Below are 17,273 nucleotides of genomic sequence, written 5' to 3' on the forward strand. Positions count from 1 at the left end.
TTTATTATAATGAAACCTTTAATTTCAAGTTACTGGATGGTTAAAATGGTTAGAAAGGAATTGGATATGGCAGATCAAAGAGTAATGTTAGTAGGCGTTCCAGGCCTATCAACCACCTTGTTTATGGAAGATTTAAAAAGTACAGCGCAACAACAAGGTCATTCCTATGAAATTTCGATTGTTAGTACGGACCAATTAGCTGATGCTTTGCCTGAGGTTCAGCCGGAAGTGGTTTTAGCGTTGCCGATGGTAGCTTACCAGTGGGATACTATTAATCAAATTTTAGATCAGCAGGATTTACCCGGAGCATTGTTGGATGTGCAAGAATTTAAACACATTCAACAAGAAAAATTAGTTAATTTGGTAGAAAATTTAACGGCTTAAAGGGAAAATGGTTCTTATTGTTTAAAGGACTTTAGACAGGGGAGGATCAGGTTGATGTTTGTAGCGCAAAATGAGGAAGGACAACTGATTGAAGCAAGTCAAGTAAAAGAAGTGGGTGTTTCTCATTTTGTTTGTCCTGGTTGTCAGCAGCCGGTACTTTTGCGCTGCGGTCGTTTAAAAACAGCGCATTTTGCGCATCAACGTCACTGTGTTTGTGCAAGAACAGCTGAGGGCGAGACGCAGGAGCATTTAATTGGTAAACAAGCCCTCCAACAATTTTTTGAAGCGCGTGGTTATTCTGTGCAGTTGGAACAGTACTTCCCTGTGATTCAACAACGAGCTGATTTGGTTATTTATAAAAATCAGCGGGTGATTGCACTTGAATTTCAGTGCGCCGCTTTGTCATTTCAGCAAGTGCAAAAGCGCAGTGTGGGCTATCGTCAGTTGGGGATTGTGGTACTGTGGATTTTGGGAGAACGCTATCAAAAACGAAAGGAATGGACGCGTTTAGGATGCAATTTTGGCTTTTGGGGAGCAAAACAAGCTCTGCCCCATATCTATTTTTGGCAAAGTCAACGAGGCCTTTTTAGCATTCCGTGGCAACATGTTGACCATGATCGAAAGGTTAATCAGGGCAAATTAGGGCAAACAAATTTTAAACAACTAGCCTGGTGTCAGGCTCAAGCTTTGCATCGGATACAAAGGTATGGTCGGGGTAAATTACGAGTTTTAGCCGTTAATTTATATCAGAAAGGCCATTGTTTAGATGGAATTCCGTGGCCGGCCCATGGATTGACGCCTCAAATTGGTGGTTTGAATGAGCCATATTGGTTAGTGCGCCTGCGATTATTATTATTGTTGGAGCAGGGCGCCTGCAATTGGCGCAATCTGATGAAGTGGTTGGAGCAGTTTCAATGGCTGGTCCCCAATTTGATTTCCTTGCAGCGGGTGCAAGAACTTTGGCTCCAACAAGTTTTAGATGAATGGCAAGTTCAACAGGTGATTAGTTGCGATGCGGAGAAATACCAGCTCCAAGAACCTTTAGTTTGGTATACTGATATTAATGAAAAATTAGCGGCTTTACCGGCCTGGCTACTAAGAATGAAAATAAAAGAAAGTGGGTATTATAATGGCAAATGAGACGCCAACACGAGCAGAAGTTCCAGAGGCAGCAACCTGGGATTTAACGACAATTTTTGAAGATGATATAGCTTGGGAAACTGCGGTGAAAAAGTTGGAGCAAGAATTGACAAAAGCTGACCAAATCGCGGATCAACTTTTGAATTCAGGGGCTGATTTGTATGCCGGTCTACAGTATGGGCTGATTTTAATGCGGCAATTAGAAAAGATTTATGTGTATGCTTCATTAAAGGCAGATCAGGATACGAATAACGCATATTATCAAGGCTTAAATACGCGAGCTGATGGCTTGGCTGCACGTGTCGCTAGTGCGGTTGCCTTTTTTGATCCCGCAGTTTTGACCCTGTCATCTGCTGAATTACAAGCCTTCTTCCAGGCTGAACCGCGTTTAGCACCGTATGAGCATTATTTTGATGTCATTTTACAACAAAAAGGGCACGTGCTTGATCGGGCAAGCGAAGAATTATTAGCAGGGGCTTCTGAAGTTTTGAATGCTTCACAAACGACTTTTAATATTTTGGATAATGCCGATTTGGACTTTGGTTGGACCATTAATGAAGAGGGTGAAGAGGAATATTTGACGAATGGAGTTTATAGTCGCCTTTTGGAGTCGGCTCAGCCTGAAGTGCGCCGGATGGCCTTCCAAAACTTTTACCAAGCTTATGAGCAATTCCGGAATACTTTTAGTACCTTGTTAAGTGGGAATGTTAAACAACACAATTACTTAGCGCGGGTGCACGATTATGAATCGGCTCGTTCAGCGGCCTTAGCCAAGAACTTTATTCCCGAGTCAGTTTACGATAATTTAATTAGCAAAACGCATGATGCCTTGCCGCTCTTGCAACGGTATGTGAAGTTACGGAAGCGCTTGTTAAATTTGGACAATTTACATTCATATGATTTGTACACACCAATCATGGGAGATCCAGATTATGATATTGATTATCATAGTGCTCAAGCTAAAGCCTTAGAAGCTTTAAAGCCGCTTGGCGATGAATATTTAAATGTTGTGCAACAGGCCTTTGATGAACGTTGGATTGATGTGGTTGAAAATCAAGGGAAGCGCAGTGGCGCTTATTCAGGGGGGATGTATGATACAAATCCATTCATCTTGTTAAATTGGGTTGATAATCTGAATAATTTGTATACGCTGGTTCATGAAATGGGACATTCAGTGCATAGTTATGAAACCAGGCAACACCAGCCCTATCAGTATGGTGATTACCCCATTTTCTTGGCGGAGATTGCATCAACAACCAATGAAAATCTGTTGACTGAACATTTGTTAAAGACGGAAACGGATCCTTATTTACGGGCTTATATTTTGAATCAATATTTGGATGGCGTGAAAGGGACGGTCTTCCGCCAAACGCAATTTGCTGAATTTGAGCAACACATTCATGAATTAGATGCCGCCGGGGTTCCATTGACGGCGGATACTTTGGATGAATATTATGCCGACTTGAATCATAAGTACTATGGGGATGCGTTGACCCAAGATCCAGAAATTGCCTATGAATGGGCGCGAATTCCACACTTCTACTATAACTTCTATGTCTTTCAATATGCGACTGGTTTTGCTGCAGCGACAGCACTTTCACAAAATATCTTAGCGCCTGGAGATGCAGGTGTAAAAGCTTACTTCAAGTACTTGCAAGCTGGTTCATCGACTTATCCACTCGATGTGATGCGCCAGGCAGGAGTTGATATGGAAAAGACCGATTATTTGGAAGCAACATTTAAGTTATTTGAACAGCGGTTAGATGAATTTGAAACGTTGATTGAGACGTTGACCAATGAAAAATAAAGCCAATCATGAATTTTGTGTAGGCTACATCGTAATGATTTTTTAAATATAAAAATCGCTTGTCGAAACCTTAATTTTGGACTATACTTTTTTAAAGTGATGAAGGTAGAAAAAATGAGTTATTTTTCATACAGCAAGTCGTTGTTAATGAGAGGACGGCTGAAAAAGCTCATGGGGAGCTACTGGAGCAATTAAAATAAAAATAAGCTGTCGAAGTTTCGCGCTTCGGAAGCAGGGTGGAACCGCGTTGAAGAACGTCCCTGCATTAATCATAGGTATGGTTAGTGCAGGGCTTTTTTTGTGTTTTAACTGGGAAAAATTTGAAAGGAAAGATTATGACTGAAAAATTATCAGTACAAGATATTATTTTGAAATTGCAAGGTTTTTGGGCTAAGCAAGGAGCAATGCTTATGCAAGCATACGATACGGAAAAAGGAGCGGGGACAATGTCACCGTATACTTTCTTGCGGGCGAATGGACCGGAGCCTTGGCATGCAGCCTATGTTGAGCCTTCAAGGCGTCCAGCTGATGGACGTTATGGTGATAATCCGAACCGTTTGTATCAACACCACCAATTTCAAGTGGTCATGAAGCCTTCGCCTGATAATATTCAAGAATTATATTTGGCGTCATTGGAAGAATTAGGGATTGACCCATTGGAGCACGATATTCGTTTCGTGGAAGATAATTGGGAAAATCCTTCGATGGGAGCCGCCGGAATCGGTTGGGAAATCTGGTTGGATGGAATGGAAGTTACGCAGTTTACGTATTTCCAACAAGTTGGTGGAATTCAAGTTGATGCAGTTACTTCTGAGATTACTTATGGATTGGAACGGTTAGCATCATATATTCAAGATGTTCCAACTGTTTATGATTTGGAATGGGGAAATGGTGTACTGTATGGTGACATCTTTAAAGAACCAGAATTTGAACATTCAACTTATTCATTTGAGCAGTCTGATCAGGCGATGTTATTACGGCATTTTGACGAATATGAAGCGGAAGCACAGCGTTTGTTAGCTCAAGGCTTGGTGCACCCAGCTTATGATTATATTTTGAAATCATCTCACACGTTTAACCTCTTAGATGCACGGGGAACGGTTTCAGTTACTGAGCGGGCTAAGTATTTGAGCCGGATCCGGGGGATGGCACGCAAAGTGGCACGGGCATTTATTGATGAACGTAAAAAATTAGGGTTCCCACTATTGAAAGATGAAGCTTTACGGGCCCAGTATCTACCAACAGATGAGGAGGAAAAATAACATGTCAGAATTTTTGATGGAAATTGGGCTGGAGGAGATTCCAGCACATTTGGTCACGCCGGCGATTGATCAATTGGTGGAGCGAAGCGAGGCGTTATTAAAAGAGCAACGTTTAGCTTTTAGTGGGATTGACCATTATTCAACTCCTCGACGCTTAGCGATTTTGGTCCATGATGTCGCTGAACGGGCCGAAGATTTTGAAGAAGAGCTGAAAGGCCCAATTAAGCGGGCAGCTTTAGATGCTGATGGTAACTTTACCAAGGCGGCAGCTGGTTTTGCGCGTGGAAAAGGCATGACAACAGATGATATCGTTTTTAAAGAATTCAATGGTCAAGAATTTGTGACCTTAACTCGGCATGAAGATGGAAAGCCTGCTGCTGAAGTTTTGGCTGGTTTTGATGCAGTCGTTAAAGCTATGACTTTCTCAACGACGATGAAGTGGGGTCGGCATACTTTTGAATATGTTCGACCAATTCGTTGGATGGTAGCATTGTTGGATGAACAAGTAGTCGACTTTAATGTGTTAGATGTGCAAACAGGCCGGAATTCACGCGGACACCGCTTCTTAGGACATGATGTAGTGATTCAAACCGCGTCAACGTATGTTAAGCAATTAGCTGATCAATTCGTGATTGCCGATGCAAAAACACGAAAGCAATTAATTCAAACGCAAATTCAACAATTGGCAACAGAACATGCGTGGCAAGTCGTGATGGATGCTGATTTGTTGGAAGAAGTTAATAATATTGTTGAATATCCGACAGCCTTTGTGGGACAATTTGATGCTGAATATCTACAATTGCCTGATGAAGTTTTGATTACTTCAATGCGCGAGCACCAACGTTTCTTCCATGTGCAAGATCAGGCTGGTAAATTATTACCTTACTTTGTTTCCGTGCGTAATGGAAATGATCAACACCTTGATAATGTGATTGCCGGAAATGAAAAGGTGTTAGTGGCGCGGCTTGAGGATGCTAAATTCTTCTATCAAGAAGATCAAAAGCATTCAATTGATGATTATAATGAAAAATTGGAAGTTGTTTCTTTCCATGAAAAGTTAGGATCAGTTGCGGCGCATACTCGTCGGACGAAGCAATTGGCCTCACAGTTGGGGCAAGCATTAGGGGTTAATGCTGACGATCAAGCTACCATTGCGCGGGCAAGTGAAATTTATAAATTTGACTTGATGACGGGGATGGTTGGAGAGTTTGATGAATTGCAAGGAGTTATGGGCGAAAAGTATGCGCTGCTCTTTGAGGAAACCCCGGCTGTAGGTCAGGCCATCCGCGAGCATTACTTGCCTATTTCAGCGGACGGGGCTTTGCCTGAATCAGTGGCTGGTCAAGTATTAGCGGTTGCTGATAAGTTGGATACTTTGTTGAGCTTCTTTGCGGGCGACATGGTTCCATCGGGTTCAAACGATCCATATGCTTTGCGTCGGGCTGCAGCTGGAATGGTGGCTATTATGTCAGCTGAGCAGTGGCATGTCGATCTGATGAAATTGTTGACGGATTATATTAAAAAGCTTCAAGCAACGCCAGATTCAAAGGGGTTGCCCGAAGATGTTTTGAATAATTTAATGGCTCAACGCAAAGTGGTTTTGCAATTCCTAACTGACCGAGTCATGAAAGAGTTACAACGACAAGGCATTCGCCAAGACATTATTACGGCGGTCACTGATAATCAAAATTCAGATATGACTGGTATGTTAGAAGCGGCACAAGTTTTGCAAGCGCAAGTTGAGCAAGCTAATTTTCGGGCGGGTGTAGAAGCATTAACGCGAGTGGTTCGCTTAACTATTAAGAACCCCGTTGATGCACAAGTTGATTCGGCTTTGTTTGAAAATCAAGCTGAGCGGGCTTTGCAAGCAGCGATGGATCAATTCAACCCCGCTAATTTAACAAAGCGATTACAAGCACTCTTAGGGTTAACTGACTTGATTACGGCCTACTTTAATGAAACGATGGTCATGGTCGAAGACACGGCGGTACAAACTAACCGTCTGGCAACCTTGGCGCAAGTTTCAGACGCGACAAAGCCATTAGCTAATTTCTTGGATTTACAAGTTAAATAACTAATTGGGGCGTGGAAAAAATTACTAATATGATAATTTAATATGCTTTTTTGAGCTAGGTTTAAAATGAACTTAGCTCTTTTTATTGTTAGTACAATCTTGGTTGACCGCACAATCATGCAAATTATAAAATGAGTGGTATAATAACAGGCATGCGAGTGAGTTAGTTGTTTGCCAGGCAAACAATATGAAAATCTTATTTTTAAAGGCGATAAGAATGAATTAATCTGGTTAATTCTATGCAAAATTATTCAAACGGAATGGTTTGTAAAATGAAAAATAAAAGTGGTGATGATGGGAGGTTGAGATGAAAAGTCGTTTATTAAAACCTATGCCAACGTGGCAAAAAAATATGTATCTCCTTTGGGTTGGTGTGTTTATTGCTGGCGTAGGTTTGAGTATGGTTACGCCCTTTTTGGCACTTTATATTGGGACATTGGGCACATTTACTAAAAGTCAGTTAAGCTTTTATTCAAGCTTGGCATTTTCTGGAAGTTATTTTGTAATGGCAATTGTATCACCATTATGGGGGCGTTTAGCCGATACTAAGGGCCGTAAAAAAATGATTATTCGCGCTGGGTTAGGGATGAGTATTGTCTTTTTCTTGATGGGATTGGTGAATAATGTTTGGCAGTTAATCGCTTTGCGTGTATTACAAGGTGCATTAGGTGGTTTTACTTCCAATTCCAATGCTTTAGTGGCTTCTGAAACACCAGCGGAACAATCGGGTTATAGTATGGGAATCATGATGACTGGTATGACCTCGGGGACCTTGTTAGGACCTTTGTTTGGCGGCTTGTTAGCAGACACGATTGGTTATCGAGTGACATTTATGCTCACGGGAAGTTTGCTCATGTTGGCCACGTTGTTAGTTATTTTTGGGGTCCACGAGGTCTTTAAGCCCACGGGGCATGTTGAACCCTTATCACGGTCGGCTGCGTTTGCCAAGTTAGCACATCCCAAAATGATGTGGGGCTTTTTCTTAACGACGATGTTAGTGATGGTTGTAAACCAATCGATTAACCCTATTTTGGCCTTGTTTGTCCAAGAATTGAATCATAACGGTCAAAATACAGCCTTTTGGGCCGGAATTGTTGCGGCTGTTCCGGGAATTGCGACATTGTTGTTTGCACCAACTTTGGGTCGGTTAGGTGATCGTTACGGGACTGCACGGATGGTTTCGCTAGGATTTTTATTTGCAAGCTTAGTCTTTTTACCCATGAGTCTGGTACAAACGATCAGTCAATTGATTATTCTCCGGTTTTTGATTGGAATTTCTGATGCAACGATGCTGCCGGCGATTCAAAGTTTAATTACGAAAGAAGCACCGCATGGGGTTGTTAGTCGGATGTTTGCTTATAATCAAAGCTTTCAATCACTCGGTTCAGTGTTTGGACCTTTATTGGGGGCATTAACGGCACATTATTTGGATTATCGGGGTGTTTTTGTAATGTCAGCGCTGTTGATGGTATTAAACGGGCTATGGTTTTGGTATAATACGCGGACCATGCGTGAATCAGATGGCGGCCAGTCAATCTAATTACTGAAAATTAAAGAATAGTTTTGATGTGTAACGTGATTTTATGCTATGATTAGGAGAAATGTTAAATCGTTTACAATGAATTAAAAATGGAGTCTGAATATGTATTCAAAATATTTTAAAATAACTTGGGTGCATCCCGTATTAGTGTTTTTGGCGATGGTTTTAGATGGCGCGATTGCTTTAAATGCGGCTCCCATCTTATATCGATTGCCAATGGCGGCCAGTCCTTATTTAGTTTTGTTATTTTTGCTGGCGCCAACGTTGGTAGGGGCAGAAGGTATTAAAAATCCAAGTGATCAGTACTTATTAGCTTTTACCGTTGGTTTAGTTTATGATCTTTATTATACGGGTTATGTAGGTGTCTCAATGATTGGATTCCCTATGATGTTGGGCTTAGCCCGTTGGGTCCAACAATTTTTTGAGCATACTTACTTCTGGGAAATGATGATTTTTTTCTTTGTGCTTAATTGTTATTTAGTTTTTGACTATCTGGCTTTTAGTATTATTAATGTTGCGCAGCAGAATATTCAAGAATTTGTGATTTTCCATATGTTCCCGACCGTTTTGCTAAATCTGTTGTTATTCATGCTGTTTTATTCGATTATTGAATGGTTGTATGCATTGATGCGGAGTGCCGAAATGATTGATTATAATGTAACCAATCAACAAATTGGGAATCGGATGATTATCAAACGCCGGGCTGATCGATTTAAAAATTAACGTTGACTTTTTAGATTGAGACGCTTATTCTAAAAACATACTTTTATTTAGAAGAGTAGATTAATGCGATCTGTCCAGAGAGTTACGCTGAAGTTGAGAAGTAACCGGGTCCTTATTCGAACCACACCTAAGGCGAAGTATTTTAAAATTATTGAAAAAACAAATGAATATAATTGGTTCACCGCAGTATAGGTGGATACCATGAGATATGGTATGTGAGCAGTGGCGAGTAATCGTTATTGAAATTGGGGTGGAACCACGAAATTCAATCGTCCTCAGGTATGGCAATTAGCTGTACCTGAGGATTTTTTATTTTAATGGGCAAAAGTGTAAATGAAAGTTATAAATAGTAACTAGATAGGGACGGTGTAAGAATACAATGGATTATATTTGGAATATTTTACCGAGCTTATTAGATGGGCTCAAAATGACCTTTGGTGTCTTTGGGCTAACTTTATTAGGGGCTTTGCCATTGGGGATGGTCGTAGCTGCGGCATTGCGCTCTGATTTGGATGTTTTACGTGGAATTATGAATGTTTATATCTGGATTATGCGGGGGACGCCATTATTATTGCAAATTGTCTTTGTCTATTATGGTTTAAGCTTAGCGCAAATTGCGACATTCCCGCGTTTTGAAGCAGCGGTAGTTACCTTTATCTTAAATTACGCGGCTTATTTTGCTGAAATTTTTCGTGGTGGCTTTCAAGGAATTTCTCAAGGTCAATATGACGGTGCCAAGGTATTGGGTTTTAGCCCCTTTCAGACCTTTAAACTTATTATTCTACCGCAAGTAACTAAGGCAGTAATGCCAGCAATTGGGAATGAAGTAGTAAATTTGGTCAAAGATTCGTCATTGGTCTATGTGATTGGATTGGGTGATTTAATGCGCGCCGGTAACATTGCGGCAGCACGTGATGTCACTTTAATTCCCTATATTTTGGTGGGAATTTTATACCTTGGACTAACAGCTGTTGCAACGATTGTGATGCGTCAAATTGAGCATCGTTTAAATTATTACCGGTAAGGAGAAGACGCTGATGTTAAAAATTGAAAACTTAGCTAAAGCATATGGGGATCGGACGATTTTTAAAAATTTGAACTTGACCTTGCCGGCTGGCGAAGTATTAGCGATTGTGGGGCCTTCGGGGATTGGTAAGACAACCTTTTTAAAGATTATTGCCGGGTTATTACCAGCTGATGCAGGACAAATGATTTTAGATGATCAACCCTTGGACTTATCTGGGTACCGCAAAGATGCCCGCGTGGGGGTGATTTTTCAAGATTTTAATCTCTTTCCACAATATTCAGTATTAAAAAACGTGACTTTAGCGCCTCAGACGGTGAAGCATTTACGTCCACAAAACGCGCAAGCCCTGGGCGAACAATTACTATCAGAATTAGGCTTAGCGGCGCAAATGAATCAATATCCATTCCAATTATCTGGAGGGCAAAAACAACGGGTAGCGATTGCTCGGGCGTTAGCGATGCAACCAGGTATGCTTGCGTATGATGAACCAACATCTGGTTTAGACGCTGAGTCAACGCAACGGGTGATTGATGTAATTTTGCAGTTGAAAGAACAGGGAACGACGCAATTAGTTGTGACGCACGATTTATCTTTTGCTAAAGCAATTGCGGATCGAACTTTAGATTTTGGAAATGAGGTTGAGCGCGGATGAAATGGACAAAGCATCAATGGTTAGGCAACGGACTGGTGCTATTAGTTGTTGTGCTGTTATCTTTAGGGATTCATTGGAAAAGTAATCATCCCAAAGACCATTGGCAAGCGATGCAACAAACTAAAACGGTGGTTGTTGGAATTGACGATACCTTTGTACCCATGGGCTTTCGCAATCAACAAGGCCATTTAGTTGGTTTTGATGTTGATTTAGCACGCGCAGCTTTTAAGGATATGGGGCTGAAGGTTAAGTTTCAAGTAATTGATTGGTCGATGAAAGAGACGGAACTAAAAACCGGGCACGTTGATGTGATTTGGAACGGATATACGGCGACCCCCGACCGAGCCAAGCAGTTGGCCTTTTCTAAACCATATGCCTATAATCAACAAGTGATCTTAGTTTTAAAAGATTCTCCATACCAGAACGTAAAAGCTTTGAAGGGGCGGAGTTTAGGCTTGCAAACTGGTTCGTCAGGAATGCAAGTATATAACCAAGAACCGGCTAAGTTAAAACAAAGCATCGGGCAAACAATCCAGTATGATACTTTTGATAAAGCTTTGGATGATGTGGCTGTCAACCGGATTCAAGGGGTTCTAGTTGATAGTAATTACGCTCAATATTATTTACGGCATACTCCGCACGCTGACCGTTTCATGATTTTAAAACCTGGTTATGATAAGGAGGCTTTTGTGGTGGGGATGCGTCCCGAAGACCATGCGTTAAAACAAGCACTCAATCAAGAGTTGGCAAAGCTTGAAAAAAATGGTAACATCAATAAGTTGTCGAAAAAATATTTTGGCACACCAACGCCATAATTAGACTTAAAATAAATTGAATATAATTGATAAACACCAAAATGAGGTCGTATTTTTTACGCCTTCATTTTTTATTTGCGTAATTAGGAGGATGGTAAATATGAAGCAAACAAGTATGGCATTGAAGTGGTTACTGATTGCTAGTTTTATAAATAATTTTGCCTTAGGGTTTATTTGGCCGCTAACTTCCATCTATTTGCACGATCAGTTACATCAAACCTTGGTCGTGGTGGGCTGGGTGATGTTAATGAATGCCCTAGGTCAAATGTTAGGAAGCCTAATTTCGGGTTATTTGTTTGATCGTTTTCAGCCATTTAACTTGATTCGGCTAGGGGTCGGGGTGATGGCGTTATCCCAGGTGGCCTTTATTCTATGGCATGGCTGGCCAGCTTATCCTATTATTTTAACGATTACCGGACTTTTTAGTGGTTGGAATACAGCGGCTATTAATTCATATGGAACTCAAGTACATCATCACGATGGTCGTTATGTTTTTAATATGCTATATTTTATTGCTAATTTTGGAATGGTTTTCGCAACCGCTTTGGTGGGGGTTATTTATAATTACGGTATCGTGTGGCTTTTCTTGATTTCATTAGTGATGTATGGTGTTTTATTGGTGATTTTACAACGTCATTTTAATTTCACCATTCAAAATGTAGAAATGGAAGATGCCAAAGCCTCTCAAACTAGTAAGAAACTCCCCGAGTGGAATGCACGGGTTGTTTGGACGGTGGTTGTCGGTTTGAGTGTCTTATGGATTGCGTATTCACAATGGCAAGGAAATTTGTCGGTGTATATGTCAGATGACCTGCATTTGCCTCTGTGGCAATATTCGATGCTTTGGACTATTAACGGCTTGTTGATTGCGGTAATTCAGCTTTCAATGAATGCATTGAATCTAGCCGAGAATGAGCGAAGCATGCGTTTGCAAATCTTTGGCGGAATTGCTTGCTTTGGTTTGGCCTTTGTGTTTTTACCATTCGTTAAAACTTTTTGGGGCTTTGCGATTGCGATGACGATTACGACCTTTGGTGAAGCAACCGCTTTTCCAATGATTCCAGCCTTAATCAATGAATTAACCCCAAATAAACTAAAAGGACGTTTTCAAGGTCTGGCTGCCGCCGCACCCGCAGCTGGAAAAGCTGTGGGCCCATTGCTAGGTGGGATGATGATAGAGCGTTTTAATTACCAGACCATGTTTTACTCAGCGAGTGGTTTGGTTGGCGTGACCTTAATTGTCGTAATGGCTATTTTAATAATTGGGGCAAAGTACGTTAAAAAATATGGATAATATCTATTGAATTAAGTGGTTAAGACCAAAAAATTTATTTTTGGTCTTTTTTGTTTGTTATTAAATACGCAAGCTAAGTCAAATGAATTAAATGAGAAAAACGCCATATAAATCATATATTTAATTCATAAACTTAAAATTAAATCTGGGGATGTAATCATAAGATTATGGTGATGTGTCGACTTAAATTAATTTTAAAATTGAATATTACGAATGATGGGATTGATTGAATTATAATTCACAATTGTAAGTCACAAAACGTCACATCTGAAGCACAAAAAAGACTACTAATGTAACCGCTTTCAAGATAAAGTAAAGGAGTAGATGAAATGTATTAATTAGGTGTCCGTTAAGGAGTAATATTATGTCTGGTAAAATGAAACAACGTTTTGCATATGCGTTTGGAGCTTTTGGTCATGATGCATATTATGTCACACTTTCAACGTATTTTATGATATTTGTAACGAGTACGTTGTTTGCGGGAGCGAATAAGGTCGATGAAGCAAAGTATATTGGAATAGTTACTTCACTAGTAGTTGGAATTCGGTTAGTAGAAATTATTTTTGATCCAATTATTGGAAGTATTATTGATAGCACGAAAACTAAATATGGTAAGTTTAAGCCATGGTTAGTGATTGGTGGAACTGTTTCGGCGATTGCTTTAGTGGTTATTTATACAAATTTTTTTGGTTTAGCGGTTAATAAGCCTTCGTTGTATTTAGGTTTGTTTGCAATTATCTTTATTATCTTGGATGCTTTTTATTCATTTAAAGACATTGCTTTTTGGTCAATGATTCCTGCTTTGTCCAATGATACGGCTGAACGAGGAACCTTAGCCACATTTGCACGGTTTGGTTCTTCCTTGGGGGCCAATGGAACTACGGCTTTAGTCGTTCCAATGTTGGCCTTCTTTACAGCCTTAACTGGTGGCAAAGGTGAAGAAAGTGCCGCTGGTTGGTTCTGGTTTGCCGTCGTGATTGCGGTTTTGTCAGCGGGATCGGCACTAATCACCGCGAAGTTTTCTAAGGAAAATGACACGATTTTGCGAACCAAGGGTCAAAGTGAGAAATATAATATTATTGATATCTTCAAAGCCATCTTTATGAATGACCAGTTGATGTGGTTAGCCATTTCATATATGTTCTATGCGATTGCCAATGTTGCCACGACTGGTGTCTTGATGTTTTACTTCAAATTTGTGATTGGAAGTTCCAGCGAGTTTGCGATTGTGGGAATCGTTTCCATGATTACCGGAATTATCGCTGTACCTTTGTTCCCAATTTTGGTTAAAAAAATTACACGACGTTATGTCTTTATTAGTGGAATTACTTTGATGCTGCTTGGTTATGTGATGTTTATGACGGCTGGAATTAATTTAACTTTGGTTATAATTGGTTTAATCCTGTTCTATTTCCCACAACAATTGATTTTCTTGTCAGTTTTGATGACGATTACGGATTCGGTTGAGTATGGGCAATGGAAGAATGGAGTACGTAAAGAAGCGGTGACCTTATCGCTACGACCTTTGTTGGATAAGTTAGCGGGGGCTTTTTCAAACGCGATTGTTGGCTTCGTTGCCATCGCAGCTGGGATGACTGGTAGTGCAACTGCACAAGATATTACCAGTGCTGGTATTCATACGTATAAGATGTATGCGTTCGTCATTCCGGCAGTTTTGATGTTAATTTCAATGATTATTTTCGTTTGGAAGATTAAGTTAACGGAGAAGCGGCATGCTGAAATCGTGAAGGAATTGGAAATTCGTTATCAAGATGAAGCTCAGGCTGAATAAGTTGTAATGCATGATTATATGTCAATAGATGAGATAAAGGAGTATGAACATGGCAAGAATTAAGGAATTAAATACTAAATTTGCAGAAAAGTTTGGACCTAAGCAAACAGAACAATTCTTTGCACCAGGGCGGATTAATTTGATTGGGGAGCACACCGATTATAATGGCGGACATGTTTTCCCTGCTTCAATTACTTATGGAACGTATGGAGTAGCTTATAAGCGTCAAGACGCAAAAATTTTCTTGTATTCTATGAATTTTGAAGCTGACGGAATAATTCAAGTTGATATGGATCATCTTGAGTATGATGAAAAGCATGGTTGGGCTAATTATGTCAAAGGGGTTGTTTTGATGCTTCAAAGGCAAGGTTATTATTTTGACTCTGGCTTTGATTTGTTGGTTCAAGGTAATATTCCAAATGGGGCTGGACTTTCATCATCAGCCTCATTAGAGTTATTAGTTGGAGTTATGCTACAAGACCTCTTTAAGCTTGAAGTTAACCGGTTGGATTTGGTGATGACCGGGCAACAAGTTGAAAATGAATATTTCGGATTAAATACTGGAATCATGGATCAATTTGCAATTGGCTTTGGTCGGGCCAACGAAGCGATTCTTTTAGATGTGAATACGATGAAGCATGAAATGGTACCAGTTGAATTAGGTAAGTATAAGATTGTAATCATGAACACGAATAAGCGCCGCGAGTTGAGCGATTCAAAGTATAATGAGCGCCGAGCTGAGTGTGAGGAAGCCCTGAAGCGGTTACAGACAAAGTTAGATATTAAGTCCTTAGGTGAGCTCACGGAAGCGGAATTTGAAGCTAATCAACAATTGATTGGGGATGAAATCTTAATTAAGCGTGCCCGTCATGCGGTGAGCGAAAATCAGCGGACGATTGAAGCAAAAGATGCTTTGACAGCAGGTAAGTTAGCTGAATTCGGTCAATTGTTGAATGCCTCGCATGCTTCATTGCGTGATGATTATGAAGTAACCGGGCTAGAGTTGGATACATTAGTGAATGCGGCTCAAGCACAACCGGGTGTTTTAGGTGCTCGAATGACGGGAGCTGGTTTTGGTGGCTGCGCAATTGCTTTAGTCGATACGGATAAAATTGCTAACTTTGAAAATCATGTTTATGATGCATATATGGAAAAGGTTGGGTATGCCCCAGAATTTTATGTAGCTCAAATTGGTGATGGTGCCAAAAAGTTGCGTGATGATGAATAATAATGATTAATAAGAGGGTAAAATGATGCAGGTAAGTCAAGCAGTGCATGATTTAGTAACAATAGCAATTGAAAATGGGCGGATTCAAGCCGAGGATCGAATTTATCAACAGAATATGTTATTACGGTTGATTGGTGTGACCAATTTTGAACCAGTGGCGCAAACAATTGAAAAAGATCCGTTGCGCTTGCTTGATGTTTTATTAGAGCAGGCACGACAAGCTGGTGAGATTAATGCAGCAGTGAATGAAGACATGATGACGGCCTTAATTATGGATACCATCACGCCATTACCTAGCCAAGTGAATCATAATTTTTGGCAAAGATATGATGAAAGTCCGAAAGCGGCAACTGATTACTTCTATCAATTATCGCAACAAAATGATTACATTAAGACCCGTGCGATAGCGAAAAACATCCACTACTATGGTGATAGTCCATATGGTCAAATGGAAATTACGATTAATTTGTCTAAGCCGGAAAAGGACCCTAAAGCGATTGCAGCGGCTGCTAAGTTACCGACGCATCAATACCCACAATGTGCTTTATGTATGGAAAATGAAGGATTCTTTGGTAGCTTAAATCAAGCTGGACGCAGTAATCATCGAGTGATTCACTTACAGTTGCAAGGGGCCGACTGGGGCTTTCAATATTCGCCGTATGCTTATTTTAATGAGCACGCCATTGTTTTAAACCATGAGCATCGACCAATGGTTGTAAACCGAGCTAGTTTAGAACGTTTAGCTGATTTTGTGGAACAATTTCCACACTATATGATTGGATCTAATGCTGATTTACCAATTGTTGGCGGTTCGATTTTAACGCATGATCATTATCAAGCTGGTCAGCACGAATTTCCAATGGCTAAGGCCTCATTGCGGAAAAGTTTTCCTTTAGCTGATTTTCCGAAAGTACAAGCGGGGATTGTTGAATGGCCCATGAGTGTGATTCGGCTGAGGTCTGCTGATAAGTATCAGTTAATTGATGCAGCCGAACGGGTGATGAACCATTGGAACCATTATAGTCAACCAGCATTGTTGATTAATGCTTTTGATGCAGTTGGGCAAAGGCATCATACAATCACCCCTATTATGCGGCGACGCGGAGCGGATTTTGAATTAGACTTGGTCTTGCGGGACAATAATATCAGTGCTGAGTTCCCTGATGGTATTTTTCATCCACATCCTGATGTGCAGCATATTAAAAAGGAGAACATCGGTCTCATTGAAGTGATGGGTCTGGCGATTTTGCCACCAAGATTAGTGCCTGAATTAGCGGAAATTAAAAAGGCATTGCAAGGCTTTTCGGCAAATGTGGCGCCGATGCATCAACCATGGTTAGCAGAATTACAAGCAGGTTCATTTGATGCTAATGATGAACAAGCTGTCGATCAATATGTTGACCAAGCGGTGGCGGATGTTTTCACTCGCGTATTGGAAGATGCGGGCGTGTTTAAAAAAGATGCAACTGGGGAACAAGGGTTTGACGATTTTATTGCCAGTTTAAATAAATAATTAAAAAGCACGTATCAAGGTA

The 17,273-nt window shown here is 40.5% G+C and carries 14 protein-coding genes; all 14 read left to right on the forward strand.

The features are described 5' to 3' along the window. Window positions 1-66 precede the first annotated feature (66 nt). The 14 genes from ACJQWY_RS00500 (at window position 67) to galT (ending at window position 17,251) form a co-directional block, all read left to right on the forward strand. Window positions 67-384 carry a PTS sugar transporter subunit IIB gene (locus ACJQWY_RS00500; RefSeq protein ID WP_407075798.1) on the forward strand — a complete coding sequence of 106 codons (318 nt, stop codon included), beginning with the start codon at window positions 67-69 and terminating at the stop codon, window positions 382-384. A 54-nt stretch (window positions 385-438) separates the two neighbouring features. After that, window positions 439-1,524: a competence protein CoiA gene (locus ACJQWY_RS00505; RefSeq protein ID WP_407075799.1), complete on the forward strand. Its 1,086-nt coding sequence runs from the start codon at window positions 439-441 to the stop codon at window positions 1,522-1,524. Further along, window positions 1,514-3,331: an oligoendopeptidase F gene (pepF, locus tag ACJQWY_RS00510; RefSeq protein ID WP_407075800.1), complete on the forward strand. Its 1,818-nt coding sequence runs from the start codon at window positions 1,514-1,516 to the stop codon at window positions 3,329-3,331. Before ACJQWY_RS00505 ends, pepF begins: the two co-directional genes overlap by 11 nt. Before the next feature lie 335 nt (window positions 3,332-3,666). Next, window positions 3,667-4,593 (forward strand): glycine--tRNA ligase subunit alpha, encoded by a 927-nt coding sequence (glyQ, locus tag ACJQWY_RS00515; protein WP_407075801.1) that lies wholly within the window; start codon window positions 3,667-3,669, stop codon window positions 4,591-4,593. 1 nt (window position 4,594) lies between these two features. Next, on the forward strand, window positions 4,595-6,667 hold the full coding sequence (gene glyS, locus ACJQWY_RS00520; protein ID WP_407075802.1) for a glycine--tRNA ligase subunit beta: 2,073 nt from the start codon (window positions 4,595-4,597) through the stop codon (window positions 6,665-6,667). 307 nt (window positions 6,668-6,974) lie between these two features. After that, entirely contained in the window at window positions 6,975-8,207 is a 1,233-nt protein-coding gene (locus ACJQWY_RS00525; RefSeq protein WP_407075803.1) for an MFS transporter, read from the forward strand. A 102-nt stretch (window positions 8,208-8,309) separates the two neighbouring features. Then, entirely contained in the window at window positions 8,310-8,930 is a 621-nt protein-coding gene (gene mreD / locus ACJQWY_RS00530; protein WP_407075804.1) for a rod shape-determining protein MreD, read from the forward strand. 379 nt (window positions 8,931-9,309) lie between these two features. Beyond that, window positions 9,310-9,954 (forward strand): amino acid ABC transporter permease, encoded by a 645-nt coding sequence (locus ACJQWY_RS00535; RefSeq protein ID WP_407075805.1) that lies wholly within the window; start codon window positions 9,310-9,312, stop codon window positions 9,952-9,954. A gap of 13 nt (window positions 9,955-9,967) precedes the next feature. Beyond that, entirely contained in the window at window positions 9,968-10,609 is a 642-nt protein-coding gene (locus ACJQWY_RS00540; protein ID WP_407075806.1) for an amino acid ABC transporter ATP-binding protein, read from the forward strand. Beyond that, a complete protein-coding gene (locus ACJQWY_RS00545; RefSeq protein WP_407075807.1) occupies window positions 10,606-11,424 on the forward strand; it encodes an amino acid ABC transporter substrate-binding protein in 819 nt (272 codons plus the stop codon). The genes ACJQWY_RS00540 and ACJQWY_RS00545 overlap by 4 nt, the downstream gene beginning before the upstream one ends. A 100-nt stretch (window positions 11,425-11,524) precedes the next feature. Further along, window positions 11,525-12,718, forward strand: coding sequence for an MDR family MFS transporter (locus tag ACJQWY_RS00550; RefSeq protein WP_407075808.1), 1,194 nt, complete (start codon window positions 11,525-11,527; stop codon window positions 12,716-12,718). A 364-nt stretch (window positions 12,719-13,082) separates the two neighbouring features. Continuing rightward, window positions 13,083-14,510: a glycoside-pentoside-hexuronide (GPH):cation symporter gene (locus ACJQWY_RS00555; RefSeq protein ID WP_407075809.1), complete on the forward strand. Its 1,428-nt coding sequence runs from the start codon at window positions 13,083-13,085 to the stop codon at window positions 14,508-14,510. 49 nt (window positions 14,511-14,559) lie between these two features. Beyond that, window positions 14,560-15,738 (forward strand): galactokinase, encoded by a 1,179-nt coding sequence (locus ACJQWY_RS00560; protein ID WP_407075810.1) that lies wholly within the window; start codon window positions 14,560-14,562, stop codon window positions 15,736-15,738. Window positions 15,739-15,763: 25 nt separating this feature from the next. Continuing rightward, entirely contained in the window at window positions 15,764-17,251 is a 1,488-nt protein-coding gene (galT, locus tag ACJQWY_RS00565) for a UDP-glucose--hexose-1-phosphate uridylyltransferase (RefSeq protein WP_407075917.1), read from the forward strand. Window positions 17,252-17,273: the final 22 nt, after the last annotated feature.

This window comes from Weissella kandleri (genome assembly GCF_045504165.1).
Classification (GTDB): domain Bacteria; phylum Bacillota; class Bacilli; order Lactobacillales; family Lactobacillaceae; genus Weissella; species Weissella kandleri_A.

What these genes read in the sequence shown, in the direction of transcription:
- ACJQWY_RS00500 (WP_407075798.1), top strand. Translation starts at nt 67, where the DNA reads ATGGCAGATCAAAGAGTAATGTTAGTAGGCGTTCCAGGCCTATCAACC.
- ACJQWY_RS00505 (WP_407075799.1), top strand. Translation starts at nt 439, where the DNA reads ATGTTTGTAGCGCAAAATGAGGAAGGACAACTGATTGAAGCAAGTCAA.
- pepF (WP_407075800.1), top strand. Translation starts at nt 1,514, where the DNA reads ATGGCAAATGAGACGCCAACACGAGCAGAAGTTCCAGAGGCAGCAACC.
- glyQ (WP_407075801.1), top strand. Translation starts at nt 3,667, where the DNA reads ATGACTGAAAAATTATCAGTACAAGATATTATTTTGAAATTGCAAGGT.
- glyS (WP_407075802.1), top strand. Translation starts at nt 4,595, where the DNA reads ATGTCAGAATTTTTGATGGAAATTGGGCTGGAGGAGATTCCAGCACAT.
- ACJQWY_RS00525 (WP_407075803.1), top strand. Translation starts at nt 6,975, where the DNA reads ATGAAAAGTCGTTTATTAAAACCTATGCCAACGTGGCAAAAAAATATG.
- mreD (WP_407075804.1), top strand. Translation starts at nt 8,310, where the DNA reads ATGTATTCAAAATATTTTAAAATAACTTGGGTGCATCCCGTATTAGTG.
- ACJQWY_RS00535 (WP_407075805.1), top strand. Translation starts at nt 9,310, where the DNA reads ATGGATTATATTTGGAATATTTTACCGAGCTTATTAGATGGGCTCAAA.
- ACJQWY_RS00540 (WP_407075806.1), top strand. Translation starts at nt 9,968, where the DNA reads ATGTTAAAAATTGAAAACTTAGCTAAAGCATATGGGGATCGGACGATT.
- ACJQWY_RS00545 (WP_407075807.1), top strand. Translation starts at nt 10,606, where the DNA reads ATGAAATGGACAAAGCATCAATGGTTAGGCAACGGACTGGTGCTATTA.
- ACJQWY_RS00550 (WP_407075808.1), top strand. Translation starts at nt 11,525, where the DNA reads ATGAAGCAAACAAGTATGGCATTGAAGTGGTTACTGATTGCTAGTTTT.
- ACJQWY_RS00555 (WP_407075809.1), top strand. Translation starts at nt 13,083, where the DNA reads ATGTCTGGTAAAATGAAACAACGTTTTGCATATGCGTTTGGAGCTTTT.
- ACJQWY_RS00560 (WP_407075810.1), top strand. Translation starts at nt 14,560, where the DNA reads ATGGCAAGAATTAAGGAATTAAATACTAAATTTGCAGAAAAGTTTGGA.
- galT (WP_407075917.1), top strand. Translation starts at nt 15,764, where the DNA reads ATGCAGGTAAGTCAAGCAGTGCATGATTTAGTAACAATAGCAATTGAA.